This is a genomic window from Streptomyces sp. NPDC001401 (genome assembly GCF_042895385.1).
GTDB lineage: Bacteria > Actinomycetota > Actinomycetes > Streptomycetales > Streptomycetaceae > Streptomyces.
Genome location: NZ_JBIAWI010000006.1, coordinates 297,179 through 319,377, shown reverse-complemented (window position 1 = coordinate 319,377; position 22,199 = coordinate 297,179). Strand labels below are relative to the sequence as shown.

The following is a 22,199-nucleotide window of genomic DNA, read 5'->3' as shown; positions in this document are numbered from 1 at the left end:
AGCTGGAGTACTAGGCCACCAAAGCCGCGTGGATCCAGTCCGCCTGGGCCGTCGCCCCCGGCTGGGCCGCCCGGGCGAGCGAGCGCCGGTCCGGGTGGGTGCCGGGCGCGATGGCGTCCCGCACGTCGACCTCGGCCACCAGCCCCCGGGCCGACACCACCCGCCATACCGAGGCCAGCAGCGAGTCGTCGCCGATGAAGGCGGGCGCCGTGCTGGGTGTGCCTCCGGTGATGCGGTAATGCAGACGTACCGGCTGGACGGGGACGCCCGCGTCGAGTGCGGCCTGGAAGGCGGCCCGCCGGAAGTTGCCCTGGGCGCGTCCGCACCAGGTGCTGCCCTCGGGGAAGACCCCGACGGCATGGCCGCTGCGCAGCGCGTCCGCGATCTGGGCGACCGTCTGCGGCAGGGCACGCAGCCGGTTGCGGTCGATGAACAGGGCGCCGCTCCGCGCCGTCAGCCAGCCGGCCACCGGCCACCCCCGTATGTCGGACTTGGCGAGCATGCGCGCCGGGCGGACGGCGGCGAGCAGCGGGATGTCCAGCCAGGAGATGTGGTTGGCGACCAGCAGCAGTCCGCCGGTGGGCGCGGCGGTGCCGGTGATACGGACCTGGACCCCTGCGGCCCGTACGATCCACCGGCACCACCGCTTCACCAGCTCGGCGGGGATCCGCCCGCCGAGCGGCGACAGCACGACCCCGGCGAGCACCAGGGCAAGGACCGCCGCCATCCGCAGCACGGCACGCGGTACGGCCGTGGCGGAACCCGTCGCCTCGATGCACGCCCCCGGGGTGCAGGGCGCACTGGGCTGCCAGACGCTCATCAGGCCGGCACGAGGGAGAGGAAGTGCCGCAGATAGCGCGGGTTGACCCGGCGCATCGACAGCAGCACATACAGGTCGGCGACCCCGAAGTCCGGGTCGTGGGCGGGCTGCGCGCACACCCAGGCGCCGAGGCGGAGGTAGCCGCGCAGCAGGGCGGGCAGTTCGGTGCCAGCGGCGGGCGTGGCGGCATCCGGGATCCAGGGCAGCAGCGGCCGTACCCGGAACTCCTCCGGGGCCAGGTACTTGCCCCGCACCTTCTCCCAGGTCGCGGAGGCGAGCGCGCCGCCGTCGGCGAGCGGGATGGAGCAGCAGCCGGCCAGCCACTCGTGGCCGCGGTCCACCATGTAGCGGGCGATCCCGGCCCAGATGAGGCCGATGACGGCGCCGTCGCGGTGGTCGGGGTGGACGCAGGAGCGGCCGACCTCGACCAGGCCGGGGCGGATCGCGTCGAGCGCGGTCAGGTCGAACTCGCCCTCGGAGTACAGCCGTCCGGCGACCGCGGCGCGCTCCGGCGGCAGCAGCCGGTAGGTGCCGACGACCTGGCCGGTCACCTCCTCGCGTACCAGCAGGTGGTCGCAGTACGCGTCGAAGGCGTCGATGTCGTAGCCCGGCTGCGGGGTGGCCAGCAGGGCCCCCATCTCGCCGGCGAACACCTCGTGCCGCAGCCGCTGCGCGGCACGCACATCGGCCTCGTCGCGGGCGAGGGAGACGGAGTAGCGGGTGGGGGCCTCGGACTGCGGGGGACGGTCGAGGGTGGTTACGCCGGTCATGGCTCTCTCCTGATCGCGGGCCGGGTCGGCGGAGCGGGCGGCAGACCGGTAGCGTTCGGTCTGCCGCCCCTGTTCTTCCGATGCCGGCTGACCTTCGCGTGTCCGGCGCAGAGAGAGCGGGTGTGGGGTTGTTGAACGGCTTGCTCAGCGGGCCAATCGTGCGCTGCCGTTCACTTCGCGGCCACACACTGCTCCAGCCATCCCCGCGTTTCCGCCTCGTCGAGCACACGCTCCAGGACCAGGTCCCCCGTCATTCCGGGTTCTCCAGACACTTGAAGTCGTCTCATCCGAGTGACAGCTCGGCGCCCCTCAGCACGCCTCCGATCGGCACCGGAAGACTGCACAGCCCTGCAGCCTCGCGCCACAGGCGTGGACGCGAACCGTGACGTCCACATAACATGTCACCGTTAACTTAACGGCGACAACCTGAGGGGCCGCGATGACCATCACCGCGCAAGACGTCTACACCCTGGCGCCGTTCGCCAGGACGCTCGGGATACGCTTCGGAGCCCTCGAGGCCGACGCTGTCACCGCGCAACTCGCCTACACGCCCGAGCAGTCCACCGTCGGCGCCGCGATGCACGGCGGGGCACTGATGGGGCTGGCCGATGTAGCCGGCGCCGTGTGCGCCACGCTGAACGGGACCGCCGACACCGTGCCCGCGACCATGGAATCCACCACCCACTTCCTGCGGCCCGTACACGGCACCGGCGCCTTCGCGACCTCCCGCCCGCTGCACGTCGGCAAGTCAACGGTCGCCGTGGAAATCGACATCAGGGATGACAAGGACCGGCTCTGCGTCCGCGTCACTCAACTCGTCGCCCTCCGGAGGCGCCATGACTAAGGGACCCGGCCAGACCACGGCCGACGGCCGCGCCGGCACAACCGAAGGCCGTCGGCGCAGTCGCGCCAAGCGAGGCCACGGCGGCCGACTGAGGGACGAGCTCATCGAAGCGGCCGGCACGCTGCTCGACGACGCCGGCGAGGACGGCGTGACCATCCGTGCGGTGGCACAGGCTGTCGGGGTCAGCACCCCCTCGGTATATCTGCACTTCGACAACCGACTGGAACTGCTGCACACCGTGTGCCTCGGGGTCTGGGACGAGCTCGGCCAACGGATGCTGAGCATCAGCGCCCAGACCACCGACCCGTTCGCCGAACTCCACCAGCGCAGTGTCGCCTACATCAGATTCGGGCTCGACCATCCCCTGCGCTACCGCCTGGTCGCCACCGGACCCGCGACAGCCGCCACCGAGCAGGTCGCCGACGCCTGCTTCCGATTCCTGCGGGAAACGGTGCAGCGATGCGCCGACGCCGGCGTGCTCCACGGCGATGTGACGGCGCTGACCCGGGCCATCTGCGCGTGCCTGCACGGTGCCGTCTCGCTGCTGATCCTCCAGCCGACCTCGAAATGGCCCGACGACATCCCCCAGTACGCAGACGATGCCGCCACCCTCGCCTGCCAGGGCGCCGCCGCCCTCTCACGCGCGCACCATGGCCGCTACGAAACGTGAACTGTTCTGCCCTGGGCTACGCTCCGCTACGCCTCGCCGGCGTTCTCATCGGCCGACGGTTGGCGCAGTGATCGGCGGCCGGCCTGCGCGGGGCAGAAAAAGGGCTGGCCCTCCATGCCCTTGCGCTAGTGCTGGCGCAGTTCGCCGCGCTGGCCGAAGAAGATCCGCCGGGCCAGGCGGTGGCGGGCCTCGGCGATGTTGAGCTGCTTGCCGATCATGCGCCGGCGGCGGGTCGAGGACGAGCAGCCGTACGCCGTCAACGACCGGGATGTCCGCGGGAGTTCCCTCGTTCCACACCCACTCGCCGTCCGGGCCCACGAGATTGAAGGAACCGGTGGTCGGCGCCTGCCCGGCCGCGTCGCGGCACACCGCCGCCTCCTGGGCGGACGGGGCGTGACCGGCACGTGGCCGCCGCCCACGAGGACATCGGCGAGGAGGGTGTGCAGCTGAAAGTTGTCGCCGAGGCCGCTCATGCGCAGCGCATAGCCGGTGCCGGTCGGCCGGTGGAGCACGCCCATCGGCTCGTCGTCGAGGACGAGCAGGGCGTAGTACAGGCACTTGAAGTCGTGGTCGGAGGCCTCCTGCACGGACCGCACCGCCTCCAGCAGCCGGACGCGCCGGTCGCCGAGTTCGGCCCGCACCGCGGCGTGGTTGAGCATCGCCACGGACGCCATCTCCCACGGGGGCAGCGTCAGCCAGCCCTCCGCCGCGTCCTGGCCGACTCGTTCGAGGGCCGCTTCGTCCATTGCGTCCGGATCCGGATCGGGGATCTCTCCCCCTCCGGTCGCCGCCCAGCGCCGGCCCTCAAGCGAGACGGGGCCGGGGAGCACCACTCCCGGCCCCGCCCGTCCGCACGTTTTCGGCGAACGTTTTTTGTTGCCCGGCCGGCGTTATCGCTTGGCCACCTTCCGAGTCGCCCGCAGCCACTCCTTGTTCATGCTCGTGATGGACACCAGCGGAATGCCCTTCGGGCAGGCGGTGGCGCACTCCCCCGTCAACGTGCAGCCGCCGAAGCCCTCTTCGTCCATCTGCGCCACCATGTCCAGCACCCGCGTCTCCCGCTCGGGCGCACCCTGCGGCAGCACGTTCAGGTGGTTGACCTTGGCGGAGGTGAAGAGCATCGCCGCGCCGTTCGGGCAGGCCGCCACGCACGCCCCGCAGCCGATGCACTCCGCATGCTCGAAGGCGAAGTCGGCATCCGGCTTCGGCACCGGCGTCGCATGCGCCTCCGGCGCGGCCCCCGTCGGCGCGGTGATGTACCCACCGGCCTGGATGATCCGGTCGAACGCCGACCGATCCACCACCAGATCCTTGATCACCGGGAATGCGGACGCCCTCCACGGCTCGATGTCGATCGTGTCGCCGTCCTTGAAGGACCGCATGTGCAACTGACAGGTGGTGGTCCGCTCGGGCCCGTGCGCGTCGCCGTTGATGACGAGCGAACACGCCCCGCAGATACCCTCACGGCAGTCGTGGTCGAAGGCGACCGGGTCCTCGCCCTTGAGGATGAGTTCCTCGTTGAGCGTGTCGAGCATCTCCAGGAACGACATGTCGGAGGAGATGCCGTCCACCTCGTACGTGGACATGGCGCCTTCGGCTTCGGCGTTCTGCTGCCGCCAGACGCGCAGGGTGAGCTTCATGCGTAGCTCCGCTGAGTGGGATGGACGTACTCGAAGACCAGGTCTTCCTTGTGCAGGGTCGGGGCCTCGCCCGTGCCGGTGAACTCCCAGGCGGCCGCGTACGCGAACTCGTCGTCCCTGCGGGCGGCTTCACCGTCCGGCGTCTGCGACTCCTCGCGGAAGTGGCCGCCGCAGGACTCCGCCCGGTGCAGTGCGTCCAGGCACATGAGCTCGGCGAGCTCGAGGTAGTCGATGACGCGGTTGGCCTTCTCCAGCGACTGGTTGAACTCCTCGCCGGTGCCGGGCACCTTGATGCGCCGCCAGAACTCCTCGCGGATCTGCGGGATGCGCTCCAGCGCCTTGCGCAGTCCGCTGTCGGTGCGGGCCATCCCGCAGAACTCCCACATGAGTTCGCCGACTTCGCGGTGGAAGGAGTCGGGGGTGCGGTCGCCGTCGACGGAGAGGAGCAGGTTGAGGCGGTCCTCGGTTTCGGCCAACACCTCTTGTACGGACGGGTGTTGGGCGGTGACCGGCTCGTGGTGCGGGTTGCGGGCGAGGTAGTCGTTGATGGTCGCCGGCAGCACGAAGTAGCCGTCGGCCAGGCCCTGCATCAGCGCGGAGGCGCCGAGGCGGTTCGCGCCGTGGTCGGAGAAGTTGGCCTCGCCGATCGCGAACAGGCCCGGGACGGTGGTCTGCAGGTCGTAGTCGACCCACAGGCCGCCCATCGTGTAGTGCACGGCGGGATAGATCCGCATCGGGACGGTGTACGGGTCCTCGGCGGTGATCCGCGCGTACATGTCGAAGAGGTTGCCGTACTTCTCCTCGACCGCCTTGCGGCCCATCCGCTTGATGGCGTCGGCGAAGTCCAGGTAGACGCCCTGTCCGCCGGGCCCCACTCCCCTGCCCTCGTCGCAGACGTTCTTCGCGGCGCGGGAGGCGATGTCGCGCGGGACCAGGTTGCCGAAGGACGGGTAGATGCGCTCCAGGTAGTAGTCGCGCTCGTCCTCGGGGATCTTGTTCGGCGGCCGGTCGTCGCCCTTGGCCCTGGGCACCCAGATCCGGCCGTCGTTGCGCAGCGACTCGCTCATCAGGGTGAGCTTGGACTGGTGGTCGCCGGTGCGCGGAATGCAGGTCGGGTGGATCTGGGTGAAGCAGGGGTTGGCGAAGTAGGCGCCGCGTCGGTGGGCCCGCCAGATGGCGGTGGCGTTGGAGTTCATGGCGTTCGTCGACAGGTAGAAGACGTTGCCGTAGCCGCCGCTCGCCAGGACGACGGCGTCCGCGAAGTAGGTGTCGATGCGACCGGTGATGAGATCGCGCGCCACGATGCCGCGCGCCTTCCCGTCGATGACGATCAGGTCCAGCATCTCGGTGCGCGGGTGCATCTCGATGTTGCCCGCGGCGATCTGCCGGCTGAGGGCCTGGTAGGCGCCCAGCAGCAGCTGCTGGCCCGTCTGTCCGCGGGCGTAGAAGGTCCGCGACACCTGTACGCCGCCGAAGGAGCGGGTGTCGAGCAGGCCGCCGTACTCCCGGGCGAACGGCACGCCCTGTGCCACGCACTGGTCGATGATCTCGACCGAAATCTGCGCGAGCCGGTGGACGTTGGACTCGCGGGCGCGGAAGTCGCCGCCCTTGACGGTGTCGTAGAACAGCCGGTGGATGGAGTCGCCGTCGTTGCGGTAGTTCTTGGCGGCGTTGATGCCGCCCTGCGCGGCGATCGAGTGGGCGCGGCGCGGGGAGTCCTGGTAGCAGAACTGGACGACGTGGTAGCCCTGTTCGGCGAGGGTGGCCCCGGCGGAGCCGCCCGCGAGTCCCGTGCCCACCACGATCACCGTGTGCTTGCGCCGGTTGGCCGGGTTGACCAGCTTGGCCTCGAAACGGCGCTTGTCCCAGCGCTCGTTGACGGGTCCGGAGGGGGCCTTGCCGTCGACGACCGGCTCGCCCGTGCTGTAGTCCACGAAGGTTGTCATGTCAGCTCACCACTCCGGTCATGACGCCCACGGGTACGGCGATGAAGCCGGCCGTGAGCAGCAGTGCGAGGACGTTGGCGACGGTCTTGAGCGCGCGGTCGCGGGTGCGGCTGCCGACGCCGAGGGTCTGTGCGGCGCTCCAGAAGCCGTGCCGCACATGTAGGCCGAGGGCGAGCATCGCGAGGATGTAGATGACGTTGCCGTACCAGGTGGAGAAGGTGTCCACGACGTTCTGGTACGGGTGGCCCTCCTGGAAGCCGCCCGAGTGCACGGTGCCGGTCGTGAGGTCGAGGAGGTGCCACACGATGAACAGGCCGAGGATGATCCCGCCCCAGCGCATGGTGCGCGTCGCGTAGCTGGCCCGCGGCTTCTTGTGCACGTACTTGCTGGGCCGCGCCTTGATGTCGCGGCGGCTGAGCTGGTAGGCGGACGTGGCGTGGGCGACGACCGCGGCCACGAGCACGACCCGGATCAGCCAGAGCGTCCACTCGTAGTGCATGAACGGCTCGCCGATGGTGCGCAGCCAGTGGGCGTAGTGGTTGAACTCGCCCGCCCCGAAGAAGATCTTCAGGTTGCCGATCATGTGGACGACCAGGTACAGCAGCATGATCACGCCGCTGACGGCCATCACTGTCTTCTTGCCGACGGAGCTGTCCCACACGGTGCGCGCCATGGACGGCCGTCGGTCCGTCCGCGTTGCCAGAGCCATGGGTCAAGACGCTAGGGCCGAAGGTCCCGATCGGTCCAAGACATGGTCCGGCTTGATTCCATAGTCGGCGGCTATCGTAGGAGCATGCAGTTCCAGCAGCTCCAGTACTTCGTGGCGGTCGCCGAGACACGGCACTTCACCCGGGCCGCGGACCTGGTCCATGTCGCGCAGCCGTCGCTGTCCCAGCAGATCAAGGCGCTGGAGCGGGAGCTCGGGGCCGATCTGTTCCTGCGGGCGCGCGGCAACATCACCCTCACCGACGCGGGCGAGGCGCTGCTGCCGCTGGCCCGCCGCATCCTGGCCGACGCGGACACCGCCCGGCACGAGGTGCAGGAGCTGGTACAGCTGCGCAGCGGCCGGGTGCGCCTGGGCGCGACGCCGAGCGTGTGCACGGGTCTGCTGCCGGATGTGCTGCGCGCCTTCCACGACCGCTATCCCGGCATCCGGCTGCTGATCGAGGAGGGCGGCTCCCACGATCTCGTACGGGAACTCGCCCGCGGCGCCCTCGACCTCGCCCTGGTCGTGCTGCCGCTGCCCTCTCCCTCCCCCGCGCTGACGACGGTGGAGCTGCTGCGCGAGGACCTGGTGGTGGTGTCGTCGCCGGAGTCGCCCGCGCCCACCGGCCCGGGGCGGCGCACCGTGCGCATCCCCGACCTGGAGGGCGCACCCCTGGTGATGTTCCGGCACGGCTACGACCTGCGCGAACTGACCGTCGCCGCATGCCGCGCCGAGGGCTTCGAGCCGGACTTCGCGGTGGAGGGCGGCGAGATGGACGCGGTGCTGGGGTTCGTGCGGGCGGGGCTCGGCGTGGCCGTCGTGCCCCGCATGGTCGCGACGCGGTCCGGGCGGGGACTACGGGTCACCCCGCTGGCCCGCCCCGGACTGCACCGCACGATCGCGCTGGCCCACCGCAGCGATGTGGCTCCGCCGCGGGCGGCTCGGGAGCTGCAGCGGATGCTGCTGGAGCGCTGACCCGCAGGCGGCGTGCCGGACATCAGGAACGCGATCAGGGGTACTCAGCTTGCGGAGGTTCATGATGTGGTCGACCCGGACGGCCACAAGATCGGCGTCCTGGAGGCCGTCCAAGCCGCCGACGCCGCGGCGAAACCACTGAAGCCACTGGGAGTTCCGATGGGTCTTTTTCTCTTCCTCATCCTCGTGGCCCTCGTTCTGGGCATCATCGGATTCGCCGCGCACGGCCTGTTCTACTTGCTGATCATCGGCGCCGTAGTCCTGCTCGCCGACCTCGCGTACGCCGCCGTGCGCTTCCGCCGTGGCGGAAGAAGGCACCGCGCGGTGCGCTGACCACGACAGCCGTCAGCTCACGTGCTCCCCTTCTCGGCTCGGGACCGGGGTCCGTCCGGCGGGTCCACGGTGAATACGGTGATCCACTCGGCGTCCGCGGCGTGGTAGCCGAGGCCGGCCAGGGTCTCGGAGGCCGCGCGCATGTGACCGGCGCCGTAGACGACGGCGATGGTGAACGGGCCGGTGCGTCCCGCATAACCCCGGTCGAAGTCGGTCAGGGCCTTGCCGAGCAAGCGGTCGCGGCGCCGTAGCACCAAGTCGTCCAGGCCCGGCCAGAAGTCCGCCACGGCCTCCTCGCTCTCGCTCATCAGGTCTTCCAACGCGAGGTGCCGGGCGAGCCAGCGACGCGTTCCCAGCAGGCGCATGCCGGCCGTCATGGCCGGGATGACCGTGGCGACCATCGCGCGTTCCTTCAACGGCAGCCGCCGAAACCCTTCCTGGAACTCCGCACCGCTCATGTCCGGGCACACCACGGGCAGCCCGAGCGCGTGGAAGTCGATGTCCTGCACCACCAGTCCCAGGCGTTCATGACCGTCCAGCCGCTTGTACGACGCGACCAGGGCGTCGGCGCCGGCCGAGCCCTCCCCGACTCCCTCGGCGACCACCAGGTCGCAGTCGCGACGCAACCGCGCCGCCACTTCCCGGTAGAAGGCGGCCTCTCCCAGATGAATCATGGGAAAGAGCACGAAGGTCAGCCCCGTTCCCGGCCGCGCAAACCGGATGACGGCCGATCGCACCCCGGCCAGTCCGGTCACCTCGATGAACTGCACGCCCGCCCCCTTCGCGCCCGCCGTCTCACCCACAACCACGCCGGGATCCGCTCGGGAGTTGCCCGCTGGCCACTATTGAGGTGCACGAGATGGTGGAACAGGGCGCCGAAGGCGAGCCGCTACGCCCTTACCCCCGCTTCCGGCGATGCTTCCACGACGGACGACGTGATCACCTCGGAGCGTCGGCTGCCCCGGTCCATCACGCCGCCCGTGAACGCGAGGCCGAGGCCTGCTACGGCAAGGGCGGCGCCGACGAGGTTGGGCGAGGCCCAGCCCCAGCCTGCGGAGATGGCCAGTCCGCCGAGCCAGGCGCCGCCCGCGTTGGCCAGGTTGAAGGCGGAGTGATTGGAGGCCGCAGCCATGGTCGGAGCGTTCTTCGCCTTGGCCATGAGGAGCATCTGGACGGGTGTGGTGACGAAGGCGCCCATCGCACCGATGAAGGTGATCGTCAGCAGTGCCGGAACGGTGCTGTGGACTGTGAAGTAGAAGGTCACCAGGCCGGCGGCGAGCAGAGCGAGTCCCGCGTACAGGGTCGGGCGCAGAGCGCGGTCCGTGAGGGGGCCGGCGGTCAGTGTGCCGAGCGTCATGCCGACGCCGTACAGCGCGAGCACCAGGGTGGTCGAGGAGTCGGAGATGCCCGTGAGGTGCGTCAGCATCGGCACCAGGTAGCTGTAGACGGCGAAGAACCCACCGAAGCCCACGACTGCAGTGGCCAGGCCGATCGCGACCTGCCTGTTGCCCATGGCCCGCAGCTCGTGCCGGATGCCGGACTGGCTGCCTCGTGGCTGGTGCGGGACGAAGAGGGCCAGCGCGGCGAGGGCGACGAGGCCGATGACGGCGACGGCGGCGTAGGCGGCCCGCCAGCCCAGCTGCTGTCCGAGGGCGGTGCCGGCCGGGACGCCGACGATGTTCGCGACGGTCAGTCCGAGGAACATTCTCGAGACGGCGCGCGCAGCCCGTTCGGGGGCGACCAGCCGGGAGGCGACGACGGCGCCGACGCCGAACAGCGCCCCGTGCGGCAGCCCCGCCAGGAAACGCGCGGCGAACAGCAGACCGAAGCCGGGTGCGAGCGCGGACGCGATGTTGCCTATCACGAACAGCCCCGACAGAAGCAGCAGGAGCCGTTTGTGCGGTATGCGTGCCCCGATGCCGGTCAGCACGGGGGCACCGACGACGACGCCGAGCGCATAGGCCGACACGAGGTTGCCGGCGTGCGGCACCGACACACCGACCCCGTCGGCGATCTGGGGCAGCAGCCCCATCGTGGCGAACTCGGTCGTGCCGATGCCGAATGCGACGACAGCCAGGGCCAGCAGAGCCAGAGGCATGGTGCGGGAGAACCTTTCGAAAACAGCAGTCCAACAGGGCAAACCCCGTAACCACTGCAGCAGCGACAGGAGTCCGCGCATTCCAAGATCGAGCCGCCCTCTGGAGTGATCTATGTCATGCGGCCCTGGGTGGATGCCCGACGGGCATCCACCCAGGGCCGGGTACCGGCGGCGCTTCAGCCGCTGTAGGCCGCGAAGATCTTCGCGAACTCGTAGGGAGACTGCGGGATGTTGGTGCACTGGTACAGCGCGCCCGTGCAGGCGTTGCGGTCCCGGGTGGCCTCCCAGAAGGCGAGCTCACCCAGGTGCTTGCCCTGGGCGAAGGAGACCAGCTGGCGGGCGTCGGCCTGGTCGTAGATGTGGCCGTCGTCGTTCTGTCCGAGCATCGGTGTCACTCCGACCATCGCCCAGACCTGGGCGTCGGTCTTGCCCGGATAGAGCGACTTCAGCTGGCTGAAGGTGCTCTGCGCGGCCTGGACTGCCGCGTCGCCGTAGTCGACGCTGCGGTAGTAGTCCATGGCCATCACGTTCACCACGTCCAGGTCGACGCCGGCGTCGCGGGCCGCCTTCACCACATTCAGGCCGTCCGAGGTCAGCCCCTCCGGGAGGACGGGCAGCGTCAGCGAGATCCGCAGCCCCGGGTGGGCCTGCTGCAGGCGCGCCAGAGCCTGGGAGCGGCGGGTGACGGAGGCCGGGTCCGCGGTGGCCGCGCCCTCGATGTCGAAGTCGACGTACTTCAGGCCGTACGCGGACACGACCGCGTCGTACTCGGCGTACAGCGCGTCCACCGAGCTGCAGGCCTGGGCCAGTTCGATGCCGCTGGCGCCGCCGAAGGAGACCTTGACGTCTCCCCCACCGGCCCGGATGGCGTCGATCTGGTCCTTGGCCCAGCCGTCGCGCGGGTCGTAGGCGTTGAACCACATCGCCTTGCAGCCGGAGGCGGTGATGAAGGCCATCGTGTAGTTCTTCACCCCACTCGCCGAGGCCATCTCGGGCATGCTCGGCGTGGGCCACGCCCCCATGTCGATGTACGGCGCGGTGGCCAGACCCGCACTCGGCTGCTGACCGCCGGTGGAGGTCGTGCCGCTGACGGCGGCGGAGTACGCGGACACGTTGCCCGCGGCGTCGCGGGCCCGCACGCGGAACGAGTAACTCGTGCCGGCCTGCAGCCCGGTCGCCGTGTACGAGGTGCCCGTCGCGGTGACGGGCGTGCCGCCGTCACGCGAGACCTCGTAACCGGCGACGGACCCCGAGTCGTCGCTCGAGGTGTTCCACCGTACGGTCAGGGAGGAGCCGGTCGCGGAGCCGACGGTGACTCCGGCCGGGACACTGGGCGGTGTGGTGTCGCTGCCCGAACCACCGGTGCAGGACACGCCGTTGAGCTTGCAGCCGGTGGGCGTGCCGGTGCCGTTGGACACCCATCCGAAGGACGCGGACGCACCCGGCGCCAATGTGCCGTTGTACTCACGGTTCTTGAAGGTGTAGTGGTTGCCGCTCTGGGTGAGCAACGCGTCCCAGTACGACCCGACGGTGGTGCCGGAGGGAAGGTCGAACTCGACGTTCCAGCCCGACAGCGTGGTGCTGCCGGCGTTCGTGATGGTGTACGCGCCCTGGTAACCACCGTCCCAGGTCGACGTCTTGGAGAAGGCGGCGTTCGGTGTGCCCGCGGCGGAGGCGGGTGGGGCCAGGATCAGAAGGAGCAGCCCGGCGAACAGGGTGAGAAGTGCCGACGGTCTTCGCATTTTGCTGCCTCCACTAGGGGGGGTGGGCGCCGAGTCGACGCGTGAAGCCGCACGGAATTGGTCCATACCAACTCTCTGGCATGTACCTACCGAGCAGCGGACCGGCCGTCAAGCCCTCCCTCACCCCCTGCAGCCCTCGGACTCCGTCGCGGTGTCAGGCGATCGCCTGGGCGAGCAGTTCGATCTGGTCGAGTCCCGATCCGGTGGGCACGAGGATGAGTTCGTCGCAGCCGGCGGCCTCGAAGGCGGCGACATAGGACTTGACCATGTCCGGGGTCACCGCGGCGCTCGCGGCGACCTGGCCGGCGACGTCGCCGAGGAAGCCGTAGTAGTCCAGGAGGTAGGAGTCGGCCTGCGCGCGGGCGTCGGGGCCGAGCGCGAAGTAGGCCAGTGACAGCTTGCGGGCCGTGCCCGGGCGCTTGGCCTCCGCCCAGGCCGCGTCCACCCCGGCCGCGGCCTGGGAGAACATCTCCGGTGTGCCGCCGCCCATGATCCAGCCGTCGCCCAGCTCGGCCACCCGCCGGAAACTGGCCGCGGTCGAACCGCCCAGGATGAGCTCGGGGCCGCCGTCGCGCACGGGCCTCGGCCCGATCCCGCCGGCGAATCCGCGCTCCTCCCCGGACCAGATGCGCTTCATCTCCTGCAGCTGTTCCTCGAAACGGCGCCCCCTGCCTTTCGTGGACAGCCCGCTGGCGGCGAAGTCGTCGTCGCGCCCGCCCAGGCCCACCCCCAGCACGAAACGTCCCTCGGAGATGCGCTCCAGGGACGCCGCCTGCTTGGCCAGCAACGCGGCGTTGGCGTGGAGCGGTGCGAGGAGCACGCTCGTCGTCAACCGGATCCTGCTGGTGACCGCGGCGGCCGCAGCGAGGGCGATCAGCTCCTCGTAGCCCTGGTACACCAGCCGCCCGATCGTACCCAGGGTGCTGAAGCCCGCCCCCTCCGCCTGCCGGGCCCAGTCCAGCAGCCTGGCGGGCTCGGTTCCGGGAACCGTGTTGGGAAGGCCAATTCCGATGTCCATCCGTTCCTCCGGTCGTAGGAAACTCACTCACAGCCCATCATGCGCACAAATACCAAATCGAGTTGCCCGAAAGGAAGCTGTCCGAAAAGAAATTGATTGGTCATCAATTCCACGATCAACTACAACTTTGCCTCTTCTTGGTGTAGTTGGACCCTCGTTTACGTGAGCCTCATGGGCACCAGGCGGTGACCGCAGCCCCGCCAGAACCGGGCGCAGCGTGCTGACCGTCCCCCCACGTACGGTGAGAGGCACCAACGATGACGATGAACCGCGCACTGCGCTACGGCGGCCAGCTGCTGGCGGTGACGGCGACCGCGCTCGGAACGATCGCGACGGCGGCCGTGCCCGCAGCGGCCGAGGACCAGCCGACCGCGGAGCAGATCATGGCCGACTGCGCTTCCGGAGCAGGAAAGTGCAGCTTCAACTCCCCGCAGATCGGGCGGGCCTACCTCGGTGAGCCTCGCCAGGTGTCCGAACTGCTCTACAACTGCACCACCTCGGCCGCCTCCCAGTCGATGTCCTGGGCCGACACCGTGGGCTCCTCCCAGTCCGTCGGAGGTTCCATCACCGTCGGCGGAGGCATCGAAGGCATCATCACCGCCAGTGTGACGGCGACGTACAACTACACATGGTCGAGTTCGCACACGGAGACGAGTACCTTCACCGTGAACGTGCAGCCGGGAGAGGTGGGTTGGGTCTCCCGCGCCCAGGTGATGCAGCAGATAACCGGCACCTGGCAGACGCACTACGACGACCCCAAGTGGGGCCACTACTACTGGTTCGTACCCGACGTGATCACCGGCCCTGCCCCCAACGGCACGGACGGCATGCACAACGCGGTCGTGGTCAAGTCCCGCAAGATGACGTCCGCGGAGAAGAAGCTGTGCTCCACGGGCTCCACCGAGGGCAAGCTCTTCACCCGCGACCGCTGATCCGGCCCGTCCGGGCCAGGCGGACGAGCGGTCCGGCAACTCAGCCCGCCGGTTCGTCCAGCTGCGCCACCACTGCCGGTACCGAGCGCCGGGTGGCTTTCCGCCCGGCGTACAGGAAGGGCCACTGCTCGCCCTCGAACAAGCCCGGTACCAGGCCCACTCGTTTGCACAGTCCACGGCCGACGGGGAACGCGGCGGTCAGCATGCCGAGGAGGTCGTTCACGCCCGGCGAGCCGGTGACCAGCGGGTTGAGGGTGAGCCACAGGTCCAGGCTCGCGACGGCCGCGGCCGCTGCTTCGCCGGCCGTCCAGCGGCGACCCAGCTCGGACAGTCTGAGCCCCGGAAAACCACCCCGGGCGAGCTGCGCGGCGAGTTCCCGGGCGACGTCCACGTTCGCCGCGGCCACGCCCTGGGTCTTGACGCGTTCACAGACCGCGGCCACCCAGGCGACCAGAGCGGCGTGCTCCGTGGTCCCGACGAATTTCCCGACGTCGGTCCGTCTCGTCTCGAGGCTGCGCAGGACGTCGAGGAGTTGTCCGGTGACGTCGGCGATTCCGACGGGCAGCGTGGAAACGCCGGCAGGCTGTGCGGGTTGCGGCAGGTGCGGCAGCGGTGGCGGGCACGACATCGAAGCGATCCGGGTGATGAACGCCTGGTCCGTGCTGCGCATCAGAAAGGGGATGTCCGCGTCCGATTCACGCACCGCGTGGCCGTGGTTGTAGGCGTCACGCAGAACGGCGACGACCTGCCGGTGCGGATCGTCGCCCCCGACCCTCCGAGCGGTCTCCAAGGTGCCGGGCGGGACGACGTGTTCGGCCTCGTCCGACGCCAGCAGCCTCGCCCACTCGCGCGTGCCCTCCGGATCCTCCTCGACGGCCGCCTCCGCGAACTCCCAGCCCTGCTCGTCGTCGGCAGCCACGACACGGCGCAGGCTCCGGTCCGCGATCGAGAGGTCGTCCTCCATGATGCTGCGGATCGCCCCGTCGACGGTCGTGTCCCAACGGGCCCCCGGCCATGGGTGGTTGTCACGGGCCTCGCGGTCGATCAGCCACTTGCGCCGCGCGACGATTCGTATGTGCCCGTTCTCGACGTACTCGACGAACCGGGCCGGCGTGATCCGGCAGTCCCGGTCCTGCAGCAGCACACTGGACGGCGCCCACAAGGTCAAAGGACTACTGGCGGCAAGCATCCGGTGCAGTTCCCGGTACCCCGGTGCACCCAGCTCGCTGATGTGACAGAACGTCGCGAACCGCACCGCCGACGACGGCCTCATCCGGCCACCACTCTCCTTGCGTACGCGTCAGGTGCGGCCGGGTCGTAGGGGCCGTCGCACAGTGCGGTGATCTGCAGGCTGACGGAGCCGTCGTTGCGCACCGCGTGCGAGACCAACGGGGGAACCTCGATGAGCACCGCCCCGTGCCCCTCGAACACTCGGCTGTGAACGGGCGTGCCGTCGCCGCCCTCGTCCCAGTGCGCCGACCACGCCCCCTGATGCACAACGAGCAGCAACTCCCGGCGCGCTTTGTGGAAGTGGTTGCCCCGCACGGATCCGGGCACAAGCGTCGTCACATGTACGTCGACAGGTCCTCCGACGCTCGAATCGAGCCACGTCGCAGGCAGCGTGAAACTGCTCCCCCGCTCGTCCCCGCCGTCCGGCAGTACATGAAAAACCAGCCCGTCCGCCGCCACGCATACAGACTGACAGGCCCTGCCCCCTCGTACGACCAGAACCCGTCAGTAAGCACTGTTCACAGGGCCGGTCTCCGGCATCCGTCCCTGTGTGCCCGTGGGTACGTCAGCCCGTCGCGTCCACCAGCGCCAGTTCGTGCAGCCGGTCCGGTGGGCCCGGGCGGGCGTAGTACCAGCCCTGGGCCGTGTCGCAGCCCAGTATCCGCAACTGCTCGGCCTGGGCGCCGGTTTCCACGCCCTCCACCGTCACCGCGAGGTCGAGGCTGTGGGCGAGAGAAACGATCCCTTCGACGATTTTGAGGTCGACGGGGTCCGCCGGGAACTGCTGCATGCTCTGGGTGAAGGAGCGGTCCAGCTTGAGGATGCTGACCGGGAGGCGGCGCAGGTTCGCCAGGTTCGAGTAGCCGGTGCCGAAGTCGTCGAGGGCGATGTCGACGCCCATCTCGGCCAGGCGGCGCAGGGGCTTGAGGAGGTCGTCGTCCGCGCCGATCAGCGCCGACTCGGTGACCTCCAGGCAGAGCGCGTCCGGCTCGACGCCCGCGCGCTCGAGGATGTCGACCGTGTCCTGGACCAGGCCGGGATGGGTGAGCTGGCAGGGCGAGAGGTTGACGTTGATGCGGAGGGGGCCCGCATCGTCGTAGCGTTCTCGCCATTCGCGGGCCTGGCGGACGGACTGTTCCAGGACCCAGCGGCCCAGCGGCACGATCAGGCCGGTGTGTTCGGCGAGCGGGATGAAGCGGTCCGGGCCGAGGATGCCGTGCTGCGGGTGCAGCCAGCGCACCAGGGCCTCGGCGCCGCGCACACTGCCGTCGCCGAGGTGGACCAGCGGCTGGTACTCGATGAAGAACTCGCCCCGGTCCAGGGCCGCCGGCAGCGCGGTGGTCAGGCCGTGCCGGGTGATGGCGCGGGCGTCGGCCTCCTCGTCGGCGAGCTCGAAGCGGTTGCCGCCCGCCGACTTGGCCCGGTACATGGTGATGTCGGCGCTGCGCAGCACCTCCGCCGGGCTGCGCTCGCCCGCCGGGCCCTCGACGATGCCGATGCTGCCGCGCACGGTCAGTTCCCGGCCGTCGATGCTGATCGGGGCGATCAGGGCGTTCATGATGCGGGCGGCGAGCTCGTCGACCTCGCGCTCGGTGTCGGCGCCGGTGGTCAGCGCCACGAACTCGTCGCCGCCGAGCCGGGCGACCATCTCGCCGGGCGCGGTGGCACACGCCTGCAGCCGGTCGGCGACCTCGACGAGCAGCCGGTCGCCGGCCGCGTGGCCGAGGCTGTCGTTGATGGTCTTGAAGCCGTCCAGGTCCAGGTAGCACAGGCCGTAGCGCTGGCCCCGGCCCGCGCCCAGCGCCTTCTCCAGGCGTTCGAAGAAGAAGGTGCGGTTGGGCAGGCCGGTGAGCGCGTCGTGCGTGGCCTCGTAGCGCAGCCGGAGGTTGAGCAGCCGCCGCTCGGTGGTGTCCTCCATGAGGGCGAGCTGGTACTGCGGGTTGCCGTCCGGGTCGCGCAGGAGGGAGACCGTCAGGTTGGTCCACAGGACCGTTCCGTCCGGGCGGTAGAAGGCCTTTTCGACGTGGTAGTGCTCGCGCTCGCCGCGGACGAGCTCCTCGTAGAGCTTCCAGGTCTGCGGCGCGTCCTCGGGGTGGGTCCATTCCTGGACCTTGCGGCCGTGGGCCACCAGGTCCGTGATACCGAACATGCGCAGCAGCGCGCCGTTGACCTGGAGGATGTTGCCCTCCAGGTCGGCGATGCCGATTCCTATGGCCGCGCCCTCGAAGACCGCGCGGAAGCGGGCCTCGGTCGCGTGCAGCGCCTGCGCCACGACGCCCTGCGCCTGGAGGGCGGCCGCGGAGATCGCCTCCTGCTCGGCCAGCGTCCGCTCGCGCAGCGCCTCGGCGAACCCGGCGGCCATGGCGTGCTGCAACCGCGAGGAGCGCGCCCGCAGTTCCTCCTGGTCGCCGTCCTCACCGCAGTAGAGCACCAGGTAGGCGTCGACGCAGTCCAGGGTGCGGGTGAGGGCGTCCGGGTCGGTGCAGTGCGCGGCGACGAGGGCGGCACCGACCGCCCTGCCCTCGTCCGCGTCGAGGATGCGGGTGTGCAGCGCCTGGCTCAACCGCCGGGCCAGCGGCAGGAGTTGCTCCTCGAACTCCGGCCGGGTCAGCGACGTCGAGGTCACCGGGAACACCGCCCGGCTCCAGATCGTCGCGAACCTGCGCAGTCTGTCCTGCTGCCCGTCCGGCTCCCCACTCACGCCGTACGCCCCACGCCGGCGAACCCGGAGAAGGCATAGGGATCCTCGTCCTCCGGCGCCTCCTGCGGCCGCCACAACGGCGGCGGCACCAATCCCGGTTCCACCATGTCGTACCCCTCGAAGAACCGCGCGATCTCCTCGCGCGAGCGCATGATCAGCGGGTTGCGGATGTCCTTGTACACGTCCACCGCGCCCTCGGCCCGCTCCGCCGGCAGCGGGATTCCCTCGTACGAGGCATGCGTGAGGACGAGCAGGCTGCCCGGCGCGAGTGCGTCGCGCAACTCGGCCACCGCCTCGTACGGGTCGTCCGCGTCTTCCACGAAGTGCAGTATGGCAACGAGAAGCAGCGCCACTGGCCGGTTCAGGTCGATCAGGCGCTCCACTTCGGCGCTCGCGAGGATCTCCCGGGGCTTGCGGAGGTCGGCGGCGACGACTCCCGCGCCGTCGTTGCCCGCGAGAACCGCCTGGCTGTGTGCGACGGCGACCGGGTCGTGGTCGACGTACACCACGCGCGCGCCGGAGTTCTCCGACTGCGCCACCTCGTGCACGTTTCCGAAGGTGGGGATCCCGGATCCGACGTCCAGGAACTGGTCGATGCCCTCGCCGGCCGCGAAGCGCACCGCGCGGCGCATGAACGCCCGGTTCGCCTGCATGATCTTCGGAAGTCCCGGCATGAACTCCATCGCCTTGCGGGCCGCTTCCCGGTCGACCTCGAAGTTGTGCGAGCCGCCCAGGTAGTAGTCGTAGATCCGCGAGACACTGGGCACCGAGATGTCGATGCTTCGTGGGGCCCAGGCGGGACGCTCCATCTATCTCTCCAAGGCGTAGGCGATCCGGTGTTCGAGCTGAGGCTACTGATCGCCTGCCAACGGGGCGAGCCCAAACGGAAATTGACCGTCCGTTCCCGGTCACTGCCTGCGGCACTTGCCGCATTCGCCCGGTAGTGCGCCTTCCCTGGGGCTGTGACATCAGCGGCTCCGCCGCGGGCCCCCGGACCCCAGCGGCAAAACGGCAGCAGCACAAAGCGGTCCGCCCCCTCCGTGCGGTGCGGAGGGGGCGGACCTGCGATCGTGCGCGCGTCGGGGTGCGATCAACCCTGGGGAGGTGATGCCTACTTCTTCGGCGCGCCGATCGGCTTTCCGGAGGGGGCCATGACGTACCAGGTGCCGCCGACACCCTGCCCGTTGGTGTCCCCCGGCTTGGTGTCCCCGGAGAAGGTGTACGCCGGCCAGCAGTCGACGGTCATCTGCTTGACGCCGTCGGGCCGGGTGAAGCCCATCAGGCCCTTCTTCTCGATGCCCTTGGTGTCGTCCGGCGAGACGATCCCGACCGCCGGCCACTTCTCCAGGCAGGAACCGGTGCAGTTGGAGATCGGCTTCGGCCAGGCCACGTCCTTCAGGAAGCGGTAGACCGTCCTGCCGTTCTTGTCGACGACGATGTCACCGAGCTTGGGATCCTTGCGGACGGACAGGCCCGGCAGGCTCGCAAGGGTGGCCTTCTTGCCGTCGGGGGCAAGCGCGAACCACTTGCCGCCCACGCCCTGACCGGCGATGTCCCCGGACTTGGTGTCCTTCGCATAGCGGTACGCCGGCCAGCCGCCGATGGTCAGCTGCTTGCTGCCGTCGGACCGGGTGACCTCGCCGAGCAGGGCCTTGTCGATGCCGGCGCCGGCCGTGGCGTCGTCCGCGGGAACCGGCGGCCAGGTCTTGGCACAGTCGCCGTCGCAGCTGGACTTGGGCGGCTCGGCGGTGTCCTCGTCGAAGCGGTAGAGCGTCAGGCCGGTGCCGTCGGTCAGCACCTTGCCGAGCTCGGCGTTCTGGGTGACGGCAAGCTTGCCCGCGGCCGAGGACTGGGCCCCGGAGTTCTGCCCGTCGGCCCCGTAGCCGTTGCTGGGGCTGGCGCTCGCACTCGCGCCGGCGCCCACGCTGCCGTAATCGCCCGCCGCGGCCGTGGCGCCCACGTTCTGGCTGCCCACCGACGACGTGCCGCTTTCCTGACCGCACGCCGTCGTCAGCGCCAGTACAGCCGCAGCGCTTGCCACGAGTGAGGCGCTCCGCCAGGAGGTCTTCATCGTCAACTCCCCATTATCCCAAAAGGTGTTGCAGCGCCCTGCTGCGTCGCCGCACGAGCATGGGTACGAATGGGACCAGCGGTTGTGTTCAACCGCCTCACAAATTTCTTTCCGGAACCTGTGGCACCGGCGCGCCATCTCGCACACGCGTGCGCATCGTCGTACGCCCGGGTGCCTGCCGATCAAACCGCCGTACGCCCCCCGTCCCCCGTTCGTGCCAATCCCGGGCGCGCTCGGGCGCGCCCCGGCGCAGCAGGGCTCAGGATCTTGGTCGTGCATGGACCCGAACCGACCCAAACCGCCATCGCCGCAAGGGCGTTGGCACTGGCGACGCTGATCTGGCTTCTGGTGGGAGCACCGGCAGGCACCGCGACGGCCGACGCCTGCGCGTATGCCTCGACCGGCCCGGACGGCACCCGGGCGGTGGCGGTGGCGGTCGCCGGAGACCCCGCCTGGCCGACTCCGCCGCTGTGCCCCGAACCCACGCCGACGCCGACGCCGACACCCAGGCCCGCACCGCCGGAACCGAAGCCTCCGCCGCCCGCCCCCGCTCCGAAGCCGACGCCGAAGCCCGAACCGCCGCCGCCTGCCCCGCCCGCTCCGCGCCCCGCGGCGCCTCGCCCGAGCCCGACTCCCCCGCCCGCTCCGGCCCCGGCTCCTTCCCCGAAGCCGTCGGCCAAGCCCGCCCTGCATCCGCTCATGGCCCGGGTGACCTACCCGCGCTACCGGGCGCCGGTGCCCGAACGGCCGCCGCACGGCGGGCCTTCACCCGTCACCTATGTCCTGCTCATCACGGCCCCCGCCGTGATCGCCGTCGCCGCGCTGCGGCCGCGCTGATTCCTGGAGGCATCCCTTGCCGGAATGGCTTGTTCTCACCCTCGCGATGCTGGCCGCCTGCGCCGTGGTGGTCATCGTCACCTTCGTACGGCACCGGGCCGCGCCCGTGGACGAGGACCCCAGCGAGACCCCGGACGTCATCGAGTACATGACGATGTGGATCGGCGTGGTGTACGCCATCGTCCTGGGCCTGGCCATCGCCGGGGTGTGGGAGGGGCGCAGTGCCGCCCAGGACCATGTGCAGGCGGAGGCCGTCGCGCTGCACGAGATCTCGGAGCGGGTGCGGGTCTATCCCACCGACATCCGTGACCGTATTCGGGACGATGTCAACGCCTATGTCGGACACGTCGTGAACACCGAGTGGAGGACGATGGCCGACGACGGGCATGTCACCCCGCGCGGCGACGAACTCTTCGACCGCATCCGCCAGGACGTCACCGACTACCAGCCGAAGTCGGACTTCGAGGCCCAGGCCTACCAGCCGCTCCTGGACCAGGTCACCGCGGCGGACCAGGCCCGCAGCGCCCGGGCCGACTCCATGGGGGCGACCATGCCGGGCGTGGTGTGGTTCGGGCTGCTCGGCGGGGCCGTGGTCACCATCGGCATGGTCTTCGCGCTGCAGATCCGGCGCACCACGCGCGAACTGGTCCTCGCCGGGCTGTTCTCCGCCCTGATCGCGTTCCTGCTCTTCCTCATCTGGGACTTCGACGCGCCCTACACCCGCGGCATCACGGCCTCGGCCGCCCCCTTCCTGAACCTCTTCCCGCATATCCAGGCCTGACCGACAGGCCGTCACACCACGGGCCCCCAAGGGACGCGCGCCACGCCGCCGCCATCCCCTGGGTGGCCCACATGTTTGCCCCATT

The 22,199-nt window shown here is 70.1% G+C and carries 22 protein-coding genes; 7 read left to right on the top strand and 15 right to left on the bottom strand.

Translation table 11 applies throughout. From position 1 onward, the window contains the following. Positions 1-10: 10 nt before the first annotated feature. The gene (locus tag ACFY10_RS22650; protein ID WP_390666972.1) at positions 11-820 is read right to left on the bottom strand and encodes a lysophospholipid acyltransferase family protein; all 810 of its coding nucleotides are present in this window, start codon (positions 818-820) and stop codon (positions 11-13) included. After that, entirely contained in the window at positions 820-1,590 is a 771-nt protein-coding gene (locus ACFY10_RS22645; RefSeq protein WP_390666971.1) for a GNAT family N-acetyltransferase, read from the bottom strand. Before ACFY10_RS22645 ends, ACFY10_RS22650 begins: the two co-directional genes overlap by 1 nt. A gap of 439 nt (positions 1,591-2,029) precedes the next feature. Between ACFY10_RS22645 and ACFY10_RS22640 the strand changes: the two genes are divergently transcribed. After that, complete coding sequence (locus ACFY10_RS22640) at positions 2,030-2,434, top strand: PaaI family thioesterase (RefSeq protein ID WP_390666970.1); 405 nt, start codon at positions 2,030-2,032, stop codon at positions 2,432-2,434. Continuing rightward, complete coding sequence (locus ACFY10_RS22635) at positions 2,427-3,104, top strand: TetR/AcrR family transcriptional regulator (RefSeq protein ID WP_390666969.1); 678 nt, start codon at positions 2,427-2,429, stop codon at positions 3,102-3,104. The genes ACFY10_RS22640 and ACFY10_RS22635 overlap by 8 nt, the downstream gene beginning before the upstream one ends. Before the next feature lie 125 nt (positions 3,105-3,229). On the opposite strand, the gene ACFY10_RS22630 is transcribed toward ACFY10_RS22635, so the two are convergent. The 4 genes from ACFY10_RS22630 to ACFY10_RS22615 form a co-directional block, all read right to left on the bottom strand. Further along, positions 3,230-3,850 (bottom strand): Tn3 family transposase, encoded by a 621-nt coding sequence (locus ACFY10_RS22630; protein WP_390666968.1) that lies wholly within the window; start codon positions 3,848-3,850, stop codon positions 3,230-3,232. Between the two features lie 144 nt (positions 3,851-3,994). Then, the gene (locus tag ACFY10_RS22625) at positions 3,995-4,744 is read right to left on the bottom strand and encodes a succinate dehydrogenase/fumarate reductase iron-sulfur subunit (protein WP_390666967.1); all 750 of its coding nucleotides are present in this window, start codon (positions 4,742-4,744) and stop codon (positions 3,995-3,997) included. Continuing rightward, complete coding sequence (locus tag ACFY10_RS22620; protein WP_390666966.1) at positions 4,741-6,690, bottom strand: fumarate reductase/succinate dehydrogenase flavoprotein subunit; 1,950 nt, start codon at positions 6,688-6,690, stop codon at positions 4,741-4,743. The genes ACFY10_RS22625 and ACFY10_RS22620 overlap by 4 nt, the downstream gene beginning before the upstream one ends. Before the next feature lies 1 nt (position 6,691). Further along, positions 6,692-7,363: a succinate dehydrogenase gene (locus ACFY10_RS22615; protein WP_390667114.1), complete on the bottom strand. Its 672-nt coding sequence runs from the start codon at positions 7,361-7,363 to the stop codon at positions 6,692-6,694. Between the two features lie 120 nt (positions 7,364-7,483). On the opposite strand from ACFY10_RS22615, the gene ACFY10_RS22610 reads away from it, so the two are divergent. Together ACFY10_RS22610 and ACFY10_RS22605 are read left to right on the top strand one after the other, a co-directional pair. Continuing rightward, positions 7,484-8,371: a LysR family transcriptional regulator gene (locus ACFY10_RS22610; RefSeq protein WP_275772613.1), complete on the top strand. Its 888-nt coding sequence runs from the start codon at positions 7,484-7,486 to the stop codon at positions 8,369-8,371. Between the two features lie 66 nt (positions 8,372-8,437). After that, positions 8,438-8,704 (top strand): hypothetical protein, encoded by a 267-nt coding sequence (locus tag ACFY10_RS22605; RefSeq protein ID WP_390667125.1) that lies wholly within the window; start codon positions 8,438-8,440, stop codon positions 8,702-8,704. Between the two features lie 17 nt (positions 8,705-8,721). Here the strand turns inward: ACFY10_RS22605 and ACFY10_RS22600 are convergent, their stop codons facing one another. The 4 genes from ACFY10_RS22600 to ACFY10_RS22585 all read right to left on the bottom strand — a co-directional run bounded on the left by ACFY10_RS22600 (position 8,722) and on the right by ACFY10_RS22585 (position 13,562). Further along, complete coding sequence (locus tag ACFY10_RS22600; protein ID WP_390666965.1) at positions 8,722-9,474, bottom strand: hypothetical protein; 753 nt, start codon at positions 9,472-9,474, stop codon at positions 8,722-8,724. A 119-nt stretch (positions 9,475-9,593) separates the two neighbouring features. Next, positions 9,594-10,802, bottom strand: a complete 1,209-nt coding sequence (locus tag ACFY10_RS22595) for an MFS transporter (protein WP_390666964.1) — start codon at positions 10,800-10,802, stop codon at positions 9,594-9,596. A 176-nt stretch (positions 10,803-10,978) separates the two neighbouring features. Further along, positions 10,979-12,544 carry a cellulose binding domain-containing protein gene (locus ACFY10_RS22590; RefSeq protein WP_390666963.1) on the bottom strand — a complete coding sequence of 522 codons (1,566 nt, stop codon included), beginning with the start codon at positions 12,542-12,544 and terminating at the stop codon, positions 10,979-10,981. 154 nt (positions 12,545-12,698) lie between these two features. Next, positions 12,699-13,562, bottom strand: coding sequence for an LLM class flavin-dependent oxidoreductase (locus tag ACFY10_RS22585; RefSeq protein WP_390666962.1), 864 nt, complete (start codon positions 13,560-13,562; stop codon positions 12,699-12,701). 257 nt (positions 13,563-13,819) lie between these two features. On the opposite strand from ACFY10_RS22585, the gene ACFY10_RS22580 reads away from it, so the two are divergent. Continuing rightward, positions 13,820-14,494, top strand: a complete 675-nt coding sequence (locus ACFY10_RS22580; protein ID WP_390666961.1) for a hypothetical protein — start codon at positions 13,820-13,822, stop codon at positions 14,492-14,494. A 40-nt stretch (positions 14,495-14,534) separates the two neighbouring features. Here ACFY10_RS22580 and ACFY10_RS22575 read toward each other — a convergent pair whose 3' ends face one another. From ACFY10_RS22575 to ACFY10_RS22555, 5 genes are all read right to left on the bottom strand, one after another. After that, a complete protein-coding gene (locus ACFY10_RS22575; protein WP_390666960.1) occupies positions 14,535-15,767 on the bottom strand; it encodes a hypothetical protein in 1,233 nt (410 codons plus the stop codon). Next, positions 15,764-16,063: a hypothetical protein gene (locus ACFY10_RS22570; protein ID WP_390666959.1), complete on the bottom strand. Its 300-nt coding sequence runs from the start codon at positions 16,061-16,063 to the stop codon at positions 15,764-15,766. The genes ACFY10_RS22575 and ACFY10_RS22570 overlap by 4 nt, the downstream gene beginning before the upstream one ends. Positions 16,064-16,289: 226 nt before the next feature. Next, positions 16,290-18,425: a putative bifunctional diguanylate cyclase/phosphodiesterase gene (locus tag ACFY10_RS22565; protein ID WP_390666958.1), complete on the bottom strand. Its 2,136-nt coding sequence runs from the start codon at positions 18,423-18,425 to the stop codon at positions 16,290-16,292. After that, positions 18,422-19,234 (bottom strand): SAM-dependent methyltransferase, encoded by an 813-nt coding sequence (locus tag ACFY10_RS22560; RefSeq protein WP_390666957.1) that lies wholly within the window; start codon positions 19,232-19,234, stop codon positions 18,422-18,424. Before ACFY10_RS22560 ends, ACFY10_RS22565 begins: the two co-directional genes overlap by 4 nt. Positions 19,235-19,536: 302 nt before the next feature. Then, positions 19,537-20,496: an SCO0930 family lipoprotein gene (locus tag ACFY10_RS22555; protein WP_390666956.1), complete on the bottom strand. Its 960-nt coding sequence runs from the start codon at positions 20,494-20,496 to the stop codon at positions 19,537-19,539. Positions 20,497-20,769: 273 nt separating this feature from the next. Between ACFY10_RS22555 and ACFY10_RS22550 the strand changes: the two genes are divergently transcribed. Together ACFY10_RS22550 and ACFY10_RS22545 are read left to right on the top strand one after the other, a co-directional pair. Next, on the top strand, positions 20,770-21,333 hold the full coding sequence (locus ACFY10_RS22550) for a hypothetical protein (RefSeq protein ID WP_390666955.1): 564 nt from the start codon (positions 20,770-20,772) through the stop codon (positions 21,331-21,333). 16 nt (positions 21,334-21,349) lie between these two features. After that, a complete protein-coding gene (locus ACFY10_RS22545) occupies positions 21,350-22,114 on the top strand; it encodes a DUF4239 domain-containing protein (protein ID WP_390666954.1) in 765 nt (254 codons plus the stop codon). The last annotated feature ends 85 nt before the right edge of the window (positions 22,115-22,199 follow it).